The sequence below is a fragment of the Pseudomonas sp. 5Vm1k genome (assembly GCF_056161485.1).
In genome coordinates, this window is record NZ_JBSPCZ010000016.1 from 120,777 (window position 1) to 138,710 (window position 17,934).

General features: G+C 58.5%; 15 protein-coding genes and 1 tRNA gene. 12 read left to right on the plus strand and 4 right to left on the minus strand.

Annotated features, from left to right (window positions below):
* Positions 1-23 precede the first annotated feature (23 nt).
* The 6 genes from infB to ACWIKB_RS26310 all read left to right on the plus strand — a co-directional run bounded on the left by infB (position 24) and on the right by ACWIKB_RS26310 (position 6,930).
* Entirely contained in the window at positions 24-2,549 is a 2,526-nt protein-coding gene (infB, locus tag ACWIKB_RS26285) for a translation initiation factor IF-2 (protein ID WP_169371653.1), read from the plus strand.
* A gap of 159 nt (positions 2,550-2,708) precedes the next feature.
* Positions 2,709-3,110, plus strand: coding sequence for a 30S ribosome-binding factor RbfA (gene rbfA, locus ACWIKB_RS26290; protein ID WP_475270399.1), 402 nt, complete (start codon positions 2,709-2,711; stop codon positions 3,108-3,110).
* A gap of 3 nt (positions 3,111-3,113) precedes the next feature.
* Entirely contained in the window at positions 3,114-4,031 is a 918-nt protein-coding gene (gene truB, locus ACWIKB_RS26295) for a tRNA pseudouridine(55) synthase TruB (RefSeq protein ID WP_475270400.1), read from the plus strand.
* Positions 4,032-4,148: 117 nt separating this feature from the next.
* Positions 4,149-4,418, plus strand: coding sequence for a 30S ribosomal protein S15 (rpsO, locus tag ACWIKB_RS26300; protein WP_003176135.1), 270 nt, complete (start codon positions 4,149-4,151; stop codon positions 4,416-4,418).
* Between the two features lie 194 nt (positions 4,419-4,612).
* Entirely contained in the window at positions 4,613-6,718 is a 2,106-nt protein-coding gene (gene pnp / locus ACWIKB_RS26305) for a polyribonucleotide nucleotidyltransferase (protein ID WP_046045794.1), read from the plus strand.
* 136 nt (positions 6,719-6,854) lie between these two features.
* Positions 6,855-6,930: transfer RNA gene (locus ACWIKB_RS26310), tRNA-Thr, on the plus strand.
* Positions 6,931-6,939: 9 nt separating this feature from the next.
* Here the strand turns inward: ACWIKB_RS26310 and ACWIKB_RS26315 are convergent.
* The gene (locus ACWIKB_RS26315; RefSeq protein WP_475270401.1) at positions 6,940-7,731 is read right to left on the minus strand and encodes a hypothetical protein; all 792 of its coding nucleotides are present in this window, start codon (positions 7,729-7,731) and stop codon (positions 6,940-6,942) included.
* A 178-nt stretch (positions 7,732-7,909) separates the two neighbouring features.
* On the opposite strand from ACWIKB_RS26315, the gene ACWIKB_RS26320 reads away from it, so the two are divergent.
* Positions 7,910-8,215: a DUF6388 family protein gene (locus ACWIKB_RS26320; protein ID WP_475270402.1), complete on the plus strand. Its 306-nt coding sequence runs from the start codon at positions 7,910-7,912 to the stop codon at positions 8,213-8,215.
* Positions 8,216-8,333: 118 nt separating this feature from the next.
* On the opposite strand, the gene nadC is transcribed toward ACWIKB_RS26320, so the two are convergent.
* Positions 8,334-9,182, minus strand: a complete 849-nt coding sequence (gene nadC, locus ACWIKB_RS26325; protein ID WP_475270404.1) for a carboxylating nicotinate-nucleotide diphosphorylase — start codon at positions 9,180-9,182, stop codon at positions 8,334-8,336.
* 359 nt (positions 9,183-9,541) lie between these two features.
* On the opposite strand from nadC, the gene ACWIKB_RS26330 reads away from it, so the two are divergent.
* From ACWIKB_RS26330 to ACWIKB_RS26350, 5 genes are all read left to right on the plus strand, one after another.
* Positions 9,542-11,749: a DUF1631 domain-containing protein gene (locus ACWIKB_RS26330; RefSeq protein WP_475270405.1), complete on the plus strand. Its 2,208-nt coding sequence runs from the start codon at positions 9,542-9,544 to the stop codon at positions 11,747-11,749.
* Between the two features lie 64 nt (positions 11,750-11,813).
* Complete coding sequence (gene ampD / locus ACWIKB_RS26335) at positions 11,814-12,374, plus strand: 1,6-anhydro-N-acetylmuramyl-L-alanine amidase AmpD (protein WP_475270406.1); 561 nt, start codon at positions 11,814-11,816, stop codon at positions 12,372-12,374.
* Positions 12,371-13,207: a regulatory signaling modulator protein AmpE gene (ampE, locus tag ACWIKB_RS26340; RefSeq protein WP_475270407.1), complete on the plus strand. Its 837-nt coding sequence runs from the start codon at positions 12,371-12,373 to the stop codon at positions 13,205-13,207. The genes ampD and ampE overlap by 4 nt, the downstream gene beginning before the upstream one ends.
* A 1,591-nt stretch (positions 13,208-14,798) precedes the next feature.
* On the plus strand, positions 14,799-15,503 hold the full coding sequence (locus ACWIKB_RS26345; RefSeq protein WP_403022014.1) for a methyl-accepting chemotaxis protein: 705 nt from the start codon (positions 14,799-14,801) through the stop codon (positions 15,501-15,503).
* Between the two features lie 240 nt (positions 15,504-15,743).
* The gene (locus ACWIKB_RS26350; protein WP_475270408.1) at positions 15,744-16,133 is read left to right on the plus strand and encodes a hypothetical protein; all 390 of its coding nucleotides are present in this window, start codon (positions 15,744-15,746) and stop codon (positions 16,131-16,133) included.
* Here the strand turns inward: ACWIKB_RS26350 and ACWIKB_RS26355 are convergent, their stop codons facing one another.
* Complete coding sequence (locus tag ACWIKB_RS26355) at positions 16,134-16,910, minus strand: TatD family hydrolase (RefSeq protein WP_475270409.1); 777 nt, start codon at positions 16,908-16,910, stop codon at positions 16,134-16,136.
* Between the two features lie 3 nt (positions 16,911-16,913).
* Complete coding sequence (gene cra, locus ACWIKB_RS26360; protein ID WP_475270410.1) at positions 16,914-17,909, minus strand: catabolite repressor/activator; 996 nt, start codon at positions 17,907-17,909, stop codon at positions 16,914-16,916.
* Between the last annotated feature and the right edge of the window lie 25 nt (positions 17,910-17,934).

Consider the following 17,934-nt stretch of genomic DNA (forward strand, 5'->3'; position numbering starts at 1 on the left):
GCGCGGCCTGAGGAGAGAAGTGCATGACGCAAGTCACGGTGAAACAACTGGCCGATGAGGTCAAAACACCGGTAGAGCGCCTGTTGCAGCAGATGCGTGAGGCAGGTCTGCCGCACACCGCCGCCGAAGAACATGTGACTGACAGTGAGAAGCAATCTTTGCTGACTCACTTGAAAAGCAGCCACAAGGCGAAAGTGGAAGAACCACGCAAGATCACGCTGCAGCGTAAAACCACCAGCACCCTGCGTGTTGCTGGCAGCAAAAGCATCAGCGTTGAAGTCCGTAAAAAGAAAGTTTTCGTACAGCGCAGCCCGGAAGAAATTGAAGCCGAGCGCAAACGCGAACTGGAAGAACGTCGTGCAGTAGAAAATGCTGCCCGTCAGAAGGCTGAAGAAGAAGCCAAGCGTCGCGCCGAAGAAGAAGCACGTCGCCAGCCTGCTACTGCGCAAAACGCTACTAACGATGCTGTCGCAGCGCCTGCTGCGGTTGCCGAGCCAGTTCGCGAAAGCGCACCGGTCGTGGCGGCTGCACCGGCCCCTTCTGCGGACCGCAAGCCGAACGATCAACGTCGTCCGGACAAACCACGTGCAGACGATAACAATCGTCGCAGCGGCGGTGGCGATGGCGAGCGCAAAAACGCTCCGCATCGTGCTTCGGTCAAAGAGAAAGCGCCTGCTCCACGTGTTGCGCCACGTACTACCGACGAAGAAAGCGATGGCTTCCGTCGTGGTGGTCGCGGCAAGGCCAAGCTGAAGAAACGCAACGCTCACGGTTTCCAGAGCCCAACCGGCCCTGTCGTGCGTGATGTGCAGATCGGCGAGACCATCACTGTTGGCGATCTCGCCCAACAGATGTCGGTCAAGGCTGCTGAAATCATCAAGTTCATGTTCAAACTGGGTACTCCAGCGACCATCAACCAGGTACTGGATCAGGAAACTGCCCAACTGGTTGCCGAAGAGCTGGGCCACAAAGTGACCCTGGTCAGCGACACCGCCCTGGAAGATTCCCTGGCCGAGTCCCTGAAGTTTGAAGGTGAGACGTTCTCCCGTGCGCCGGTTGTGACCGTAATGGGCCACGTTGACCACGGTAAGACCTCGCTGCTCGACTACATCCGTCGTGCCAAGGTAGCTGCTGGCGAAGCCGGCGGTATCACCCAGCACATCGGCGCATACCACGTTGAAACTGATCGCGGCATGGTCACGTTCCTCGACACCCCGGGTCACGCTGCGTTTACCGCAATGCGTGCTCGTGGTGCCAAGGCAACTGACATCGTGATCCTGGTCGTTGCAGCGGACGACGGCGTAATGCCGCAGACCATTGAAGCGGTCCAGCACGCCAAGGCTGCCGGTGTTCCTCTGGTCGTTGCAGTGAACAAAATCGACAAGCCGGGCGCTGATCTCGATCGCATCCGTAGCGAACTGTCGGTTCACGGCGTGACCTCGGAAGAGTGGGGCGGCGACACTCCGTTCGTATCGGTTTCGGCGAAAGTCGGTACTGGCGTGGACGAGTTGCTCGAAGCTGTTCTGCTGCAAGCCGAAGTTCTGGAACTGAAGGCAACCCCTTCGGCCCCAGGTCGTGGTGTTGTGGTTGAATCGCGTCTCGACAAAGGTCGTGGCCCGGTTGCTACCGTTCTGGTTCAAGACGGTACCCTGCGCCAAGGCGACATGGTTCTGGTCGGTTCGAACTACGGCCGTGTACGTGCCATGCTCGACGAGAACGGCAAGCCAATCAAAGAAGCCGGTCCTTCCATCCCTGTCGAGATCCTCGGCCTGGACGGTACCCCGGACGCTGGCGACGAGATGAGCGTGCTGTCGGACGAGAAGAAAGCCCGTGAAGTGGCTCTGTTCCGTCAAGGCAAGTTCCGCGAAGTCAAACTGGCCCGTGCTCACGCTGGCAAGCTTGAAAACATCTTCGAAAACATGGGTCAGGCAGAGAAGAAGACGCTCAACATCGTCCTCAAATCCGACGTCCGTGGTTCGCTGGAAGCGTTGAACGGTGCCTTGAACGGCCTGGGTAACGACGAAGTGCAAGTGCGTGTTGTTGGTGGCGGTGTCGGTGGTATCACCGAGTCCGACGCTAACCTGGCGCTGGCCTCCAACGCTGTACTGTTCGGCTTCAACGTGCGTGCCGATGCTGGCGCTCGCAAGATCGTCGAGCAGGAAGGTCTGGATATGCGTTACTACAACGTGATCTACGACATCATCGAAGACGTCAAGAAAGCCCTCACCGGTATGCTGGGCAGCGATGTTCGCGAGAACATCCTGGGTACCGCTGAAGTGCGTGACGTGTTCCGTTCGCCGAAGTTTGGCGCGATCGCCGGTTGCATGGTTATCGAAGGTGTTGTTCACCGTAACCGTCCAATCCGTGTACTGCGTGAAGACATCGTTATCTTCGAAGGCGAGCTGGAATCCCTGCGCCGCTTCAAGGATGACGCTTCCGAAGTACGTGCCGGCATGGAATGCGGTATTGGCGTCAAGAGCTACAACGACGTCAAAGCTGGCGACAAGATCGAAGTTTACGAGAAGGTTCAGGTTGCTCGCAGCCTCTAACTCGCGCACTTCAAGGGCCACGGCGAGCCGTCGCATGCAAGTGCGCGGCACGGCGTCAGGACTCTAAACGCAACGCCCGGTCTGGCTTTTGTCAGGCCGGGCGTTTGCCGCTTTCAGACCCCACGGGTTTCACCGTGAGGCAGTAACAGGTAACAAGACATGGCAAAAGAATACAGCCGTACCCAACGTATCGGCGATCAGATGCAGCGTGAGCTGGCACAGCTGATCCGTCGTGAAGTCAAAGACCCGCGCGTCGGCCTGGTCACCATTACCGCTGTTGAAGTCAGCCGTGACGTCGGTCACGCCAAGATCTTCATCACCGTGATGGGGCAGGACAATGCCGAAGACATCGCGCAAAGCATCAAAGTGCTCAACTCCGCCGCCGGCTTCCTGCGCATGCAGTTGGCTCGTGAAATGAAGTTGCGTAGCGTTCCACAGTTGCACTTCCACTACGACGAAAGCGTCGTGCGCGGCGCGCACCTGTCGGCCCTGATCGAGCGTGCGGTGGCTGAAGACAATCAGCACCCGGTCGCGGTTGAACCCGAAGACGCCAAGGAGTAATCGGTGGCTCAGGTCAAACGTATCCGTCGTAACGTCAGCGGCATCATCCTGCTCGACAAGCCGCTGGGGTTCACCTCCAACGCGGCGTTGCAGAAGGTTCGCTGGTTGCTGAACGCAGAGAAGGCCGGGCACACCGGCAGTCTCGATCCGCTGGCCACCGGCGTGCTGCCGTTGTGCTTCGGTGAGGCCACCAAGTTCTCGCAATACCTGCTCGACTCCGACAAGGCCTATGAAACCCTGGCGCAACTGGGCAAGACCACCACCACGGCGGATGCCGAAGGTGAGGTTTTGCTGGAACGCCCGGTGACCGTTGGTCGCGCCGATGTCGAAGCTGCATTACCCGGTTTTCGTGGGCAAATCAGTCAGATACCGCCGATGTACTCGGCGCTCAAGCGTGATGGCCAGCCGCTGTACAAGCTGGCCCGTGCAGGCGAAGTAGTGGAGCGCGAACCGCGTTCTGTTACTATTGCGCGCTTGGAATTGCTGGCCTTTGAGGGTGATACTGCGCGGCTTGCGGTGGATTGCAGCAAAGGCACCTATATCCGCACCCTGGTGGAGGATATTGGTGAGCAACTCGGTTGTGGCGCTTACGTTGCAGAACTGCGACGTACCCAGGCCGGGCCTTTCACGCTGGCGCAGACTGTCACGCTTGAAGAGTTGGAAGCCGTACACGCCGAAGGCGGCAACGAAGCGGTTGATCGCTTCCTGATGCCATCGGACAGCGGCTTGCTGGATTGGCCGTTGTTGCAATTCTCGGAGCACAGCTCGTTCTACTGGCTTAACGGCCAACCGGTACGAGCCCCGGATGCACCGAAGTTCGGCATGGTACGGGTACAGGATCACAACGGTCGTTTCATCGGTATCGGTGAAGTGAGCGAAGACGGGCGCATCGCGCCGCGTCGACTGATTCGGTCAGAATGACCGAACGAGGGTGGCTGTTAACAGGCACGGTCACTACTCATTTTTAGATACAGGGATTTGTCCCTGGCCTGTTGAAGCTGTTTCTTTGAAACAGTTTCCTGATAAAAGGATTGCCTCATGGCTCTCGACGTTCAAGAAAAAGCTCAAATCGTAGCTGACTACCAGCAAGCTGTTGGTGACACTGGTTCGCCAGAAGTGCAAGTTGCACTGCTGACCCACAACATCAACAAGCTGCAAGGTCACTTCAAGGCCAACGGTAAAGATCACCACTCCCGTCGTGGTCTGATCCGCATGGTAAACCAGCGTCGTAAGCTGCTGGACTACCTGAAAGGCAAGGATCTGGGTCGTTACCAGGCTCTGATCGGTCGCCTGGGTCTGCGTCGCTAATAAGCGATTGCGCTAGAGGTTGGTTGTCTGCCGTGTATCAGTGGGATTCCCGCTGGTGCATGGCAGGCTCCCAGCCTCAAGTTTTATCTGGATACACGTTTTACCCTGGACAGGCGTTGGGCCGATTCCCGACATTGCCCAAGAATTTCGCAAGAAGACAAGTTCCCCAAGAGCCACAAAGAAGGTAGGACACCGTGAACCCGGTAATCAAAAAATTCCAGTTCGGTCAGTCGACCGTTACCCTCGAGACTGGCCGTATCGCCCGTCAGGCCTCCGGCGCAGTATTGGTCACCGTTGACGACGACGTCAGCGTATTGGTGACCGTTGTTGGTGCCAAGCAAGCCGATCCAGGCAAGGGCTTCTTCCCTCTGTCCGTTCACTACCAGGAAAAGACTTACGCTGCCGGTAAGATCCCTGGCGGTTTCTTCAAGCGCGAAGGCCGTCCTTCCGAGAAAGAAACCCTGACTTCCCGACTGATCGACCGTCCGATCCGTCCGCTGTTCCCAGAAGGCTTCATGAACGAAGTGCAGGTAGTCTGCACCGTCGTTTCCACCAGCAAGAAGACCGATCCGGACATCGCTGCGATGATCGGTACCTCGGCTGCCCTGGCTATCTCCGGCATTCCTTTCGATGGCCCTATCGGCTGTGCACGCGTTGCGTTCCACGAAAGCACCGGCTACTTGCTGAACCCGACTTACGAACAACAGAAAGCTTCGAGCCTGGACATGGTCGTTGCCGGTACTTCGGAAGCTGTGTTGATGGTTGAATCGGAAGCCAAAGAGCTGACCGAAGACCAGATGCTGGGCGCAGTACTGTTTGCTCACGACGAGTTCCAGGTTGTGATCAACGCCGTTAAAGAACTGGCTGCCGAAGCGGCCAAGCCAACCTGGACCTGGACTCCACAGCCAGAAGCCACTGCTCTGCTGGGCGCTATCCGTGCCGAGTTCGGCGACGCGATCTCCCAGGCTTACACCATCACCATCAAGGCCGACCGTTACGCTCGCCTGGGTGAGCTGAAAGACCAGGTTGTTGCCAAGCTGTCCGGTGAAGAAGGCCAGCCTTCTTCCAGCGAAGTCAAAGCGGCTTTCGGCGAAATCGAATACCGCACCGTTCGCGAAAACATCGTAAACGGCAAGCCACGTATCGACGGTCGCGACACCAAGACCGTACGTCCTTTGAACATCGAAGTCGGTGTTCTGCCTAAAACCCACGGTTCGGCTCTGTTCACCCGTGGCGAAACCCAGGCTCTGGTCGTTGCAACACTGGGCACCGCCCGTGACGCACAACTGCTGGACACCCTGGAAGGCGAGAAAAAAGACCCGTTCATGCTGCACTACAACTTCCCTCCGTTCTCGGTAGGTGAGTGTGGTCGCATGGGTGGCGCTGGTCGTCGCGAAATCGGTCACGGCCGTCTGGCCCGTCGTTCGATTGCAGCCATGCTGCCTGCTGCCGACGTGTTCCCGTACACCATTCGTGTTGTGTCGGAAATCACCGAGTCCAACGGTTCGAGCTCCATGGCTTCGGTCTGCGGCGCTTCTCTGGCCCTGATGGACGCTGGTGTTCCGATGAAGGCACCGGTTGCCGGTATCGCCATGGGTCTGGTTAAAGAAGGCGAGAAATTCGCCATCCTGACCGACATCCTGGGTGACGAAGATCACCTCGGCGACATGGACTTCAAAGTAGCGGGTACCGCCAAAGGTGTTACCGCGCTGCAGATGGACATCAAGATCAAAGGCATCACCGAAGAAATCATGGAAATCGCTCTGGGCCAAGCCCTGGAAGCGCGGCTGAATATCCTCGGTCAGATGAACCAGATCATTGGTCAATCCCGCACCGAACTGTCGGAAAATGCTCCGACCATGATCGCGATGAAAATCGACACCGACAAAATCCGTGATGTTATCGGTAAAGGCGGCGCGACCATTCGTGCGATCTGTGAAGAGACCAAGGCTTCGATCGACATCGAAGACGACGGTTCGATCAAGATCTTCGGCGAAACCAAAGAAGCTGCTGAAGCTGCACGTCAGCGCGTTCTGGGTATCACCGCAGAAGCTGAAATCGGCAAGATCTACGTCGGTAAGGTTGAGCGCATCGTCGACTTCGGCGCATTCGTCAACATCCTGCCTGGCAAGGACGGTCTGGTTCACATCTCCATGTTGAGCGACGCTCGCGTTGAGAAAGTGACCGACATCCTGAAAGAAGGTCAGGAAGTGGAAGTACTGGTACTGGACGTGGACAACCGCGGCCGTATCAAGCTGTCCATCAAAGACGTAGCAGCAGCCAAGGCGTCGGGCGTTTAATTACCCCGCACCTGAGCGCTTCAACGTTGTAAAAAAGGCCCCGCCGTGAAAACGACGGGGCCTTTTTTTGTCTGCTATAAACCGAGGCGGGGCTGGCGGTTGCGACTCGCGAAAGCTGTGCTAGGTTTAGCTCACCGCCCGTGTAGCTCAGTTGGTAGAGCAGCGCACTCGTAACGCGAAGGTCGCAGGTTCGACTCCTGTCTCGGGCACCACTGCTGTTGTTATTTCACCTTCCGACTCAGGTCTTCGACCGTGCGTTTGAGCTGATCGAGTTGATTGTCCTGATCGCTGACTTCTCGCTTCAGGTTGGACAGGTCGCTGGAGCTAGAGCTGGAACTCGATCCGGCGCTGCGCTTGAGGTCTTCCACCTGACTGGCCAGCTTCTTCAGGTCGTTGTCCTGATCGCTGACCGTGCGCTTGAGGTTGGACACATCGCTCGAGCTGGAACTGGAGCTTGAGCCAGTGTTGCGCTTGAACTCCTCCATCTGCTTGGTAAGCTCCTTCAGGTCTTTATCCTGTTCCTCGACGGTACGCTTGAGGTTGGAAATTTCATTGCTGCTCGAGCCGGAGCTTGTGCCGGTGTTGCGTCTGAGTTCTTCAATGAGGCGCGTTTGTTCGCTGACGGTTTTCTTCAGAGTGTCGATTTCAGCCGTGTTGGTTTTAACGGTGTCCTGTAACTTTTCCAGTTCATTGACACCCAGATTGGTTCTGACCAGTACGGTTTTGCCATACGAGTTGTGGGTGGCACTGAGGGTATCGTTATACGAAGGGCTGTCTGAGCTAAGCTCGATAGCCTGAGCCGCATCGGCCAGCGCCAGGTTGCCGAGCAGCAGGGCAGCCATGCCGGTTGCAAACAGGGTAGACGAACGCTTTGGGAAATTACGCATCACCTGAGTTCCTTGTGAAGTGCCTATATGGCACATCGCTATGACTTCGGTTTTCGAAACATGTTCCTGAGGGCCGTACAAAATGAAGGGCATCCGCTTTTTTGTAGATTTGATGTAAACATGCATATAAATCGTCAGCCAAAGGTCCTATATTCGGTGCTTGCATGAGCACCACCGAGCTGTTTTCAGATGATCCCGAATGGTTCTGAAGGCCAGACAAACCGGGCTTTACGCGGTTTTTTGCGTCAGAGAGATCCTTGATGATCCAGATCCATCTTCCATTCCCCAGATCAGCGAGAACGACATGACTGTTAAAGAATTGACCCAAGAAGCCAGACACGAAGAAGCGCTGAAGAAGTACCTGCTGGAGTCGCCCCAGCTAGCCGATGAGATCAAGGACCTGCCGGCCGACGATCAGAAAGACCAGATCCAGTGGGCGTTCGAGGATGAAGCGGAATCCCAGGGCCTGCAGCCTTGGGAGCTGACGCTCAAGTACACCTCAACTGCGGAAGAGTTTGAGGCGGCGCGCCTGGTTCTGCACAAAGAGGCGGCCGAAGTGTTGGGCGTCGAGTGGGAAGAGTACTGCGAGATGAATAATCTGGTGGTCTGACCCAACAAATGTGAAACACCTGTGGGAGCGGGCTTGCTCGCGAAAGCGGTGTGTCAATCGACATCATTGTCGTCTGGTACACCGCTTTCGCGAGCAAGCCCGCTCCCACATTGTTTAATCAGAGGCTGAGTCGCATCGACAGGTCCACAGCCTTCACATCCTTGGTCATTGCACCAATGGAGATGTAATCCACCCCGGTTTCGGCGATCGGCAGCAACGTGCTTTCGTTGATCCCGCCGCTGGCCTCCAGTTTCGCCTTGCCGCCGTTCAGGCGCACCGCCTCGCGCATGTCATCCAGGCTCAGTTCGTCGAGCATGATGATGTCGGCACCGGCCTCCAGGGCCTCCTTCAGCTCATCCAGGCTTTCGACTTCGATCTCCACCGGCTTGCCCGGGGCAATCTTGTGCGCGGCTTTAATAGCTTCAGGGATGCCGCCGCAGGCTGCGATATGGTTTTCCTTGATCAGGAAGGCGTCATACAGGCCGATGCGGTGGTTGTGGCAGCCACCGCAAGTCACGGCGTACTTTTGCGCCAGACGCAGCCCCGGCAAGGTTTTGCGGGTATCAAGCAGCTTCACCTGAGTCTGGGCGACAAAATCTGCCAGAAACTGCGCACGAGTCGCCACGCCGGACAGCAATTGCAGGAAATTCAGCGCACAGCGCTCACCCGTCAGCAGCGAACGCGCCGGGCCCTCGAGGTGGAACAGCGCCTGATTGGGTTGCACCCGTTCGCCATCGCGCACTTGCCAGTGCACCGCAACGCGCGGGTCCAGTTGCCGAAAAACGGCATCGACCCAAGAGGTGCCGGCAATGACGGCCGCGTCGCGAGTGATGATGGTGGCTTTGGCCAGGCGCTCGGCCGGGATCAGCTGCGCGGTGATGTCGCCGCTGCCGATGTCTTCGAGCAACGCACGGCGCACGTTGGCTTCGATTTCGGCGGTCAAATCGGCGAGACGTAGATTCGGCATAACGGGCTCCACAAACAAAGTGGCCCGATTATAGGGCCATGGCGCGGAGCAACCCAAGGTATCGCAGGTACTCGAATCGCTCTGAACCTGCATTTGGTCGATTCGTGTGAGCATTTGCCGCTAAGCAAGGGTCTGCCCTGTACGTCTATTTCAATGTGAAACGTAGAGTCTGCTGGCACAAGCGGCGTGTTTTGCAGATAATCCGCCTTGCATTTGACGTCATAGCTTTGACGTCCCTTTGGGTCCCCGATTATTGAATGACAGCGGGTGGGCAGTGTTCCCCGTTGAGCGCCGGCCGTGCGGCTTGCGCAGTCGATCTTTCTTACCGAACCGAAGAATCACCGTTTCAGGAGGCTTGGATGCACAACGACGGGAATGTAGTGCCTTTGCACAAGGCAGCTACCGACCAGGCGACTCACTCGCCGCTCGCCCGCCTGCCTGTGATTCTGCTTCAGGTTCGCGACAAGGCTGCGCAACAGCTCAGGCATGGTTTGCAGGAATTGTTCGATAACGCCGACGACACCCTGTTCGAAATGGCTGACCGGGCCCGCAACGACGTCGAACAGAACATCTTTTTCGAGGCCATGCGCGACTTGCGCCTCAAGCGCAAAAGCATTGAGCGCGGGTTTCTGGAGCAATTCTTCGAAGCTTTCGTCAGCCTCACTCAATACGACATCACCCAGTCAGCCTTGCCCCAGGCCTTTGCGTTCGATGCAGGCGCATCGCTGCCCAATGACGATCTGGAGCGCAACGTGGCCGTGGAAGGCATGGTCAGCAAGGTGCTGAACCGTGAAGGTTTCGCCCTTGATCAACTGACCACCCGACTCAGCGCGCTCTTGGGCAAGGAACTGCTCGAACAGCACAACCCGCTGGGCCCGGCGATGCTCTGCGAGTATTTCCTGCAGGCCGGGCGCAATCTGGGCGTGGAGATCAAGGTCAAGCTGATCATCCTCAAACTGTTTGAGCGCTACGTGCTCAGCAGCGCCGATCAGCTCTACGCCGAAGCCAACCAACTGCTGATCGCCACCGGCGTGCTGCCCGAGCTCAAGCCAGCCCCGGCGCGCCGCGCGGCTGATCGTGCGGCGGCCAGTGCCCATGCCGAACCCGTAGAGGCGGCTGCACGGCCCGGCAGTACGCAGATTGATGACAGCGTGCAAGAAGTCTTTGCCGCGTTGCAGGAGCTGCTGTTCCACGTGCGCGGCAGCGTTGCACCGACACTCGAAGCCAGCACCCCGGCCCAGCCGATTTCCACCCGTGACCTGCTGCGCCTGCTGTCGCATTTGCAGCAATACGTCCCGGCCCTGGCGGCTCAGGATGACTTCGACCTGCGCAACCAGCTCGAACAACTGCTGACCCGGGTCAGCGTCAAAAGTGGTAAGTCGCGGGTGGTCGGGGTCGCTGACGAGGACGTGATCAATCTGATTGCGATGCTCTTCGAATGCATCCTCGATGACCGCAACCTGCCGGACTCTCTCAAGGCGTTGATCGGACGCTTGCAGATTCCGATGCTGAAAGTCGCGGTGCTCGATAAGAGCTTCTTCAGCCGCAGCAGTCACCCGGCGCGGCGCCTGCTCAACGAAATCGCCGCTGCGGCCATGGGCTGGGGCGAGTGCGACGATCATGAGCGCGACACGCTGTACCTGCGCATCGAACAAGTGGTGCAGCGGTTGTTGAATGACTTTGTCGACGACCCTGCGATTTTCTCCGAGTTGCTGGCGGACTTCCTGGCGTTCACCAGTGACGAGCGCCGGCGCAGCGAGCTGCTGGAGCAGCGCACCCGCGACGCCGAAGAAGGTCGGGCCAAAACCGAGCTGGCCCGTCAACGGGTCGAACAGGCGTTGAATGAGGCCTTGTTGGGCAAGTTGCTGCCGCAAGGTGTGGTGGCGTTCGTCCAGGACGCCTGGAGCAAGGTGCTGTTGCTGACCTGCCTCAAGCACGGTGATCAGTCCGCGGAATGGCATGCCGATGTGCAAACCATGGCGCAATTGATCTGGAGTGTTCAGCGCCATGACGAAGCCGATGCCAGCCTGCGGCTGCTGTCGCTGGTGCCGGGGTTGCTGAAATCCCTGCGCGATGGCCTGAGCAGCTCGGCGTTCGATCCGTTCGCCACCAGCGAATTCTTCAGTGAGCTGGAAGCCTTGCACGTTCAACTGTTCGAGCGGCCAGCGCTGGCACCGGAGCAGGCTGATGTGCCACTGATGATCGAAGTCCGCGAGGAAATCGTTCTGCGCACTGCTGATGAAGGGCCGGTCGAGACGGCCTCGGTACGTTTGCCTGCGGACGATGTCGGTCTGCTTCAGGTCGATCAATTGCGTCTGGGTTGCTGGGTCGAGTTTCAGGAAGACGAAGAAAATACCCTGCGCTGCAAACTCGCGGCGATCATTGAAGCCACCGGCAAGTACATTTTCGTCAACCGCACCGGGATGAAAGTGCTGGAGCGCAGCCGCACCGGGCTAGCCCTCGAATTTCGCCGTGGTGCGGTGCGTACCCTGGACGATACGTTGCTGTTCGATCGGGCCCTGGAATCGGTGATCGGCAACTTGCGGCGTCTCAATCACGCCAAGTGATCGCGCGCCGAGGGTCTATCGCGGCATACTGGGCGCCAACACGGTCGTCGTTGAAGGAACCTGTATGCAGTTGGACCCCGCGAGCGGTTGGTGCCAGGGCGTAAACATATGCCCCTCGCCCAACTTCAATGCGCGCCCCTCGGATGAAATCTCCCTGCTGGTGATTCACAACATCAGTCTGCCGCCGGCGCAGTTCGCCACCGGTAAGGTGCAGGAATTTTTCCAGAATCGCCTGGATGTCACGGAGCATCCCTACTTTGAAGGGATCGCTGACCTGCGGGTGTCTGCACATTTTCTGATCGAGCGTGACGGCACTGTCACTCAGTTTGTCTCCTGTCTTGAGCGCGCTTGGCATGCCGGCGTCTCGAATTTTGAAGGACGAGAAGTCTGTAATGACTTTTCCGTGGGCATCGAGCTTGAAGGCACGGATGATCTGCCGTTTACCGACGCGCAATATCAGGCGTTGACGGCGCTCACCCGACAGCTGCAAAACACATTCACCGGCATTACCGCGCAGCGCATTTGCGGGCATAGCGACATTGCACCCGGGCGCAAGACCGACCCCGGACCGGCGTTCGATTGGGCACGCTACCGCGCCGCTTTGGCAAAAGAGGAACAACAATGAGTTTTCTGGTGTTGCTGTTGGCCGTCTGGATCGAGAAGTTCTCGGCACTGCGCCATCGGGTTCAACGTGATGGCGGTTGGGTGCGCGAGCTGCACAAGCTTGAAGCCAGCCCACGACTGAAGGATCGTCCATGGCTGGTATTGGTGCTGTTGGTATTGCTGCCGGTGGCGCTGCTCGGTTTGCTGTTGGTGGTGCTGGACCCGCTGGCGTATGGCTTGCTGGCGCTGCCAGTGCACCTGTTGGTGGTGATTTACAGCCTGGGTCGTGGTGATTTGCTGGGCGGTCTCGGACCGTTTCGTGACGCCTGGCGTCGGGAAGACTTGCAAGCCGCCGCCCATGTGGCCAAGCGCGATCTCGACATTTGCGCCGACAGTGGCGAGCAACTGCTGGAACGGGTTCAAGGGCATCTGTTGTGGGAGGCTTACCAGAGCTTTTTCGCAGTAATTTTCTGGTACTTCCTGTTGGGGCCGGTGGCCGCGCTGAGCTATCGCTTGCTCGCATTGGCCGAAGAGCACTCGCAGAACCCGGCAGTGATCGAACGCGCCGCGCAACTGCGTCACGCCTTCGATTGGGTTCCGGTGCGGCTGTTGGCGGCGAGTTTTGCCCTGGTCGGCAACTTTGTCGCGGTCGGTCGGGTGATGCTGCACGAACTGCTGAACTGGAACATCAGCGCTGCCCAGTTGATCGAAAAGGTCGGGCTGGTGGCCGGGGAGATTCCGGCACCGGTGGTCGGGCCGGATGGCATCAACAGCCTGGATCAGATCTGGGAACTGCTGCTGCGTGCGGCGGTGCTTTGGTATGCCGGGTTTGCGTTGTGGACGGTCCTGCCTTAGGCCTCCAAAGATCATTGTGGCGAGGGAGCTTGCTCCCGCTTGGGTGCGAAGCGCCCCCAATATTTTGCGGCTGCTTCGCAACCGAGCGGGAGCAAGCTCCCTCGCCACAGAAGTTCATCAGTCCTGAAGACTGCATTCTGCCGTTAACCTTAAGTTACAAAACCTCCCTTCGATTTGAGCTATACAGAGATAGCGCCCAATAGTGGCTATCTGCTGTATCTGTGCGCCTGCCAATAAAAATAAGAAATCCAAGGGAGACTTCACAGTGAAGAGCTTGCTCTATCCCGCTGTCGCGCTGATGAACCGCCTGAGTTTCGGCATGAAGTTCAGTCTGATCAGCGTGCTGTTCCTGGTGCCGATGCTGGTGACCAACTTCTACCTGGTGCGCGATTCCTATCGTGAATTCCAGGGCACCCGGGTCGAACTGCAAAGCCTCGACCTATTGGGCGGCAGCCTGACCCTGCGAAGGGATCTGGAAACCCTGAATAACTTGGTGCAAATCAATGTCATCCTTGGCCAGTCCGGCAAGGCCGGTGACGTGGAGTCGAAGGTCACGGCGCTGGAACAAAGCATCCTGACCCGTTTACAAGAGTTGGCGGCGATGAGCACCGACCCCGAGCAGATCAAGGTCTTTGATGGCAAACGCGAAGAAATGATCGCCGCGTTCAAGGCCCAGCAGGCAGAAAACTCCCTGCAAAGCAAAAGTGCGCTGATCGGCAAATTGCTCGGCAATGCGCAAATCCTCAGCCAGATCATCGCCAGTCAGGCCGGCCTGAGTCGCGACACTCAGAGCGACATGCGCCAGCTCAGCGAACTCATTACCAATGTCACCCCGCCGGTGACCCAGATTCTCGGCGAAGGCCGGGCCATGGGCTCGTTTTCCCTGGGGCAGGGCTTTCTCAACTCGGCATCGAGCACCCGTTTCGAAGAGTTGCTGGCGCAGATCGAAAAACTTCAGGCCGAATACGGGCTCAAGTTGCACGATGCATTGGGCTCAAGCAAAGCCGCGAATGAAACCCTGGCCGCTCAGGCTGACAGCAGCAAGGCATCCCTGAAAAAGGCTAGCGAGCTGTTCGAAGAGCAAGTGGTGATGGCCGATACGCTCGATGCGCCGTGGCAGGGGTTTTACGATCAGGTCACCGGCCTGATGGACCAGACCTACCAGCTCAATGAAGCAACCCTGAAGTTCCTCGGCAGCCAGTTACAGCAGCGGCTGGAGCAGAACCGCACCCACATGGTCATGCAGGCCGTGGCGTTGTCGGTGGTGTTTGTGTTGATCTTTTACCTTTACGGCGGTTTTTACTACTCGACGCGCACAACCCTCAAGCGCCTGGGCGCGGTGATGGACAAAGTGGCGGCCGGCGACATGACCGTGACCTTCAGCGCCCACAGCCGCGATGAGCTGGGCGAGTTGGGCGAGGTGTTTAACGGCACGGTGAAGAAAATCCACGACTTGATCGAGCGGGTCGGCCACACCGTCGGCGAAGTCGAACGCCAGGCCGGGCAGGTGGAAAGCGTTTCTGCCCAGAGCAACCAGGCCGTGGCCGGGCAGCGCAGTCAGATCGAACAGGTCGCCACCGCCATGAACCAGATGTCGGCCACCTCGCTGGAAGTGGCGCGCAGTGCCGCAGCGGCGGTCAGCAGCGCTCACAGCGTCAACGACGAAACCCTCAGCGGGCGCGGGTTGGTGGAGTCCCAGCAGGGCAGCATAGCGGCACTGGCCGGGGAGATTGATCAGTCGGTGCTGGTGATCAATCAGTTGGCCAGTGACAGCCAATCCATCAGCCGCGTGCTCGATGTGATCAAAAGCATTGCCGAACAGACCAACCTGCTGGCACTGAACGCGGCCATCGAAGCGGCGCGGGCGGGGGAGCAGGGGCGTGGTTTTGCGGTGGTGGCGGATGAGGTTCGTACATTGGCCAAGCGCACCCAGCAATCGACCGAAGAAATCGAGCAGATGATCGCCAAGCTCCACGGCGGTGTTGGCGCGGCAGTCAAAGCCATGGGCGTCAGTCATCAGATGGCCAATGGCACCGTGGGCCAGTCGGAAAAGGTCCAGCAAGCCCTGGAAAATATCCTCGGCGCAGTAGGCATGATCGTCGACCAGAACCAGCAGATTGCCGCCGCCGTGGAGCAGCAAACTGCCGTGGCCCATGACATCGACCAGAACATCGTCGAAATCAACCGTGCCGGCGAGCGCACGGCCGAGGGCGCGCACCAGACCGAAAATGCCAGCCGCGCGTTGTCGGCGCAGGTGGTGGAGTTGAAACAGTTGATCAGCGCGTTCCGGGTCTAATCAGCACCGCAACCCCCCTGTAGGAGCGAAGCTTGCTCGCGAAAGCGGCCGTACATTCAACATTGAAGTTGGCTGACACACCGTCTTCGCGAGCAAGCTTCGCTCCTACATATCTGCGAACAATCTGTAGTACTTATTCCCTTTTGCGGTGCGGTATTTCCTGTTTCCCTGCGGACTCTGGTTTTTGGTCTTCAATGAAGGAAGATCCACCTCTTAGACCTGCCTTGAGGAAGCTCGGTTATGTCTGTCGCCACAATTGGAATCCTGGGCCGTTGCGCCCATTGTCAACGCATGCTGTTACTTGAGCCCTGGCAACTCAACGCCATCGCGATAAGCGAGACGTTTACCTGTTCGCACTGCGAAAAAGCCCTGCAATTGAGCGATCCCCAACAGATCAAGCGCTTCAAGTCGCTCGACTCCCTGGCCTTGTTGCGCGCAAGCACATTGATCATGGTCTGCACCGCGTTGCTGGTGGCGTTGGTGATGGAATGGATCGGACTGCTCAGTGTGATGGAGCAACTGAATTTTTCGCTGCTGGCGATTTTGGTCTACTTCGCCGTCGTCCGGTTTGCCCGGCACCGGCAACACATCACACTGACGCTTGAGGCGGCCAAGGCCCACTTCGACTGACTACCAGTTGAACAACTCGCACGCATTGGCCGTGCTGACGGCTGCCAGTTGTTCGGGGCTGATCGCCATGATGTCGGCCAGTGCCGAGCAGATCGCCGGCAAGTGCGCCGGGCTGTTGCGCTGGCCGGGGAACATGACGGGCGCCATGTCCGGTGAATCGGTTTCCAGCACCACCGCATCCAGTGGCAGCTGCGCAAGCACGCGGTGCATGCGCAACGCCTGAGGCCAGGTCGCGGCACCGCCCAGACCCAGTTTGAAGCCGAGCTTGATGTATTCCCGCGCCTCTTCCTTGCTGCCGGCGAAGGCGTGGATGATGCCTGCGCGTTTCAAGCGAAAGCGCTTGAGCGTGGCAATCACTGCCGCATGGCTGCGGCGCACATGGATCAGCGCCGGCAGATTGAAATCCACCGCCAGTTGCAGCTGCGCCTCGAACAACGCCTGCTGGCGCTCGCGATCAAGGGTTTCGATGAAGTAGTCGAGACCGATCTCGCCCACCGCGCACACCTGCCGATGACCGGCCAGGCGGGTGAGCCAGTCGCCGAGCGCGGTCAGGTCTTCGGGGCGATGCTCGTCCAGATACACCGGATGCAAGCCGAACGCTGCGTGCAGATCCGGATCGCTCTGCACCAAATCCCAGACCCGCTGCCAATTGCCCTGATAAACCCCCAACACCACCATCCGCCGCACCCCGAGGGCGCGGCTTTCGGCCAGCAACGCCATGCGATCGGTGTCGAAGTCCGGAAAATCCAGATGTGTGTGGCTGTCGATCAGCTCCACGGCTCAGTCCTGAAGGATGCGCTGCTTGAAGGTCCGCGCGATGGCCTGCACGCCAGGTTGGTAATCCGATTGTTCGATGGCGGCCAGGGCCAGTTCCAACGCTTTGTCGGCGATCAACTGATGTTGCTGAGCCATGGCGTTGACCGGCAACGGCAGGAAATCCAGCAACTGGGTATCACCGAACGTACCGAGGCGCAGCGGACGAGTCTTGAGCGGGAAGTCGTGCAAGGCATCGAACACGCCCTGAAGCAGCACGTAGGACGTGGTCACCAGCGCATCCGGCAAATGGCCCAGACGCTGGAGCAATTCCTCCATCAACTGCTTGCCGCATTCGCGACTGAACGACTCGCCGTGTTCGATCAGGATTTCGCCTTTGAACCCGGCCAGCGCCTCTTTGAAACCAGCGGCCCGCTCCTGGCTGATGCTCAGTTCCGGGCGAGCGCCGATCAGCGCGATCTGCTTGGGCACCGGTTCGAGCAGGCTGCGGGTCAGTTGCAGGCTGGCCTCGCGGTCGTCACTGATCACCGAGCAGAAATGCTCGGGCTCCATGACCCGGTCGATGGCGATGATCGGGATGCCTTTGGCTTGTAACTGCCGATAACTGTCGTCGTCCGTTGGCAGGCAACTGGCGACGATCAAGGCGTCACAGCGCCGGGCACGGAACAGCTTCAGCAATTGCCGTTCGCTGTCCGGTGCATCATCGGAACTGGCGATCAGCAGCTGATAGCCTCGTGCCCGGGCACCTTGCTCCAGGAGCTTGGCGATCCGCGCGTAACTGGGGTTTTCCAGGTCCGGCAGGATGAATCCCAAGGTACGGGTGTGCCGACTGCGCAGCCCGGCGGCCTGAGGGTTGGGTGTAAAGCCATGTTGCTCGACCACGGCACGCACACGCTCGACAGTGGCGCTGCTGATGCGTTGCTGAGTGGCCTTGCCATTGATGACATAACTGGCGGTGGTAACGGACACACCGGCCAACTGTGCGATATCACTGAGTTTCAACTCGGGATTTCCTTGTTTTTTCGAG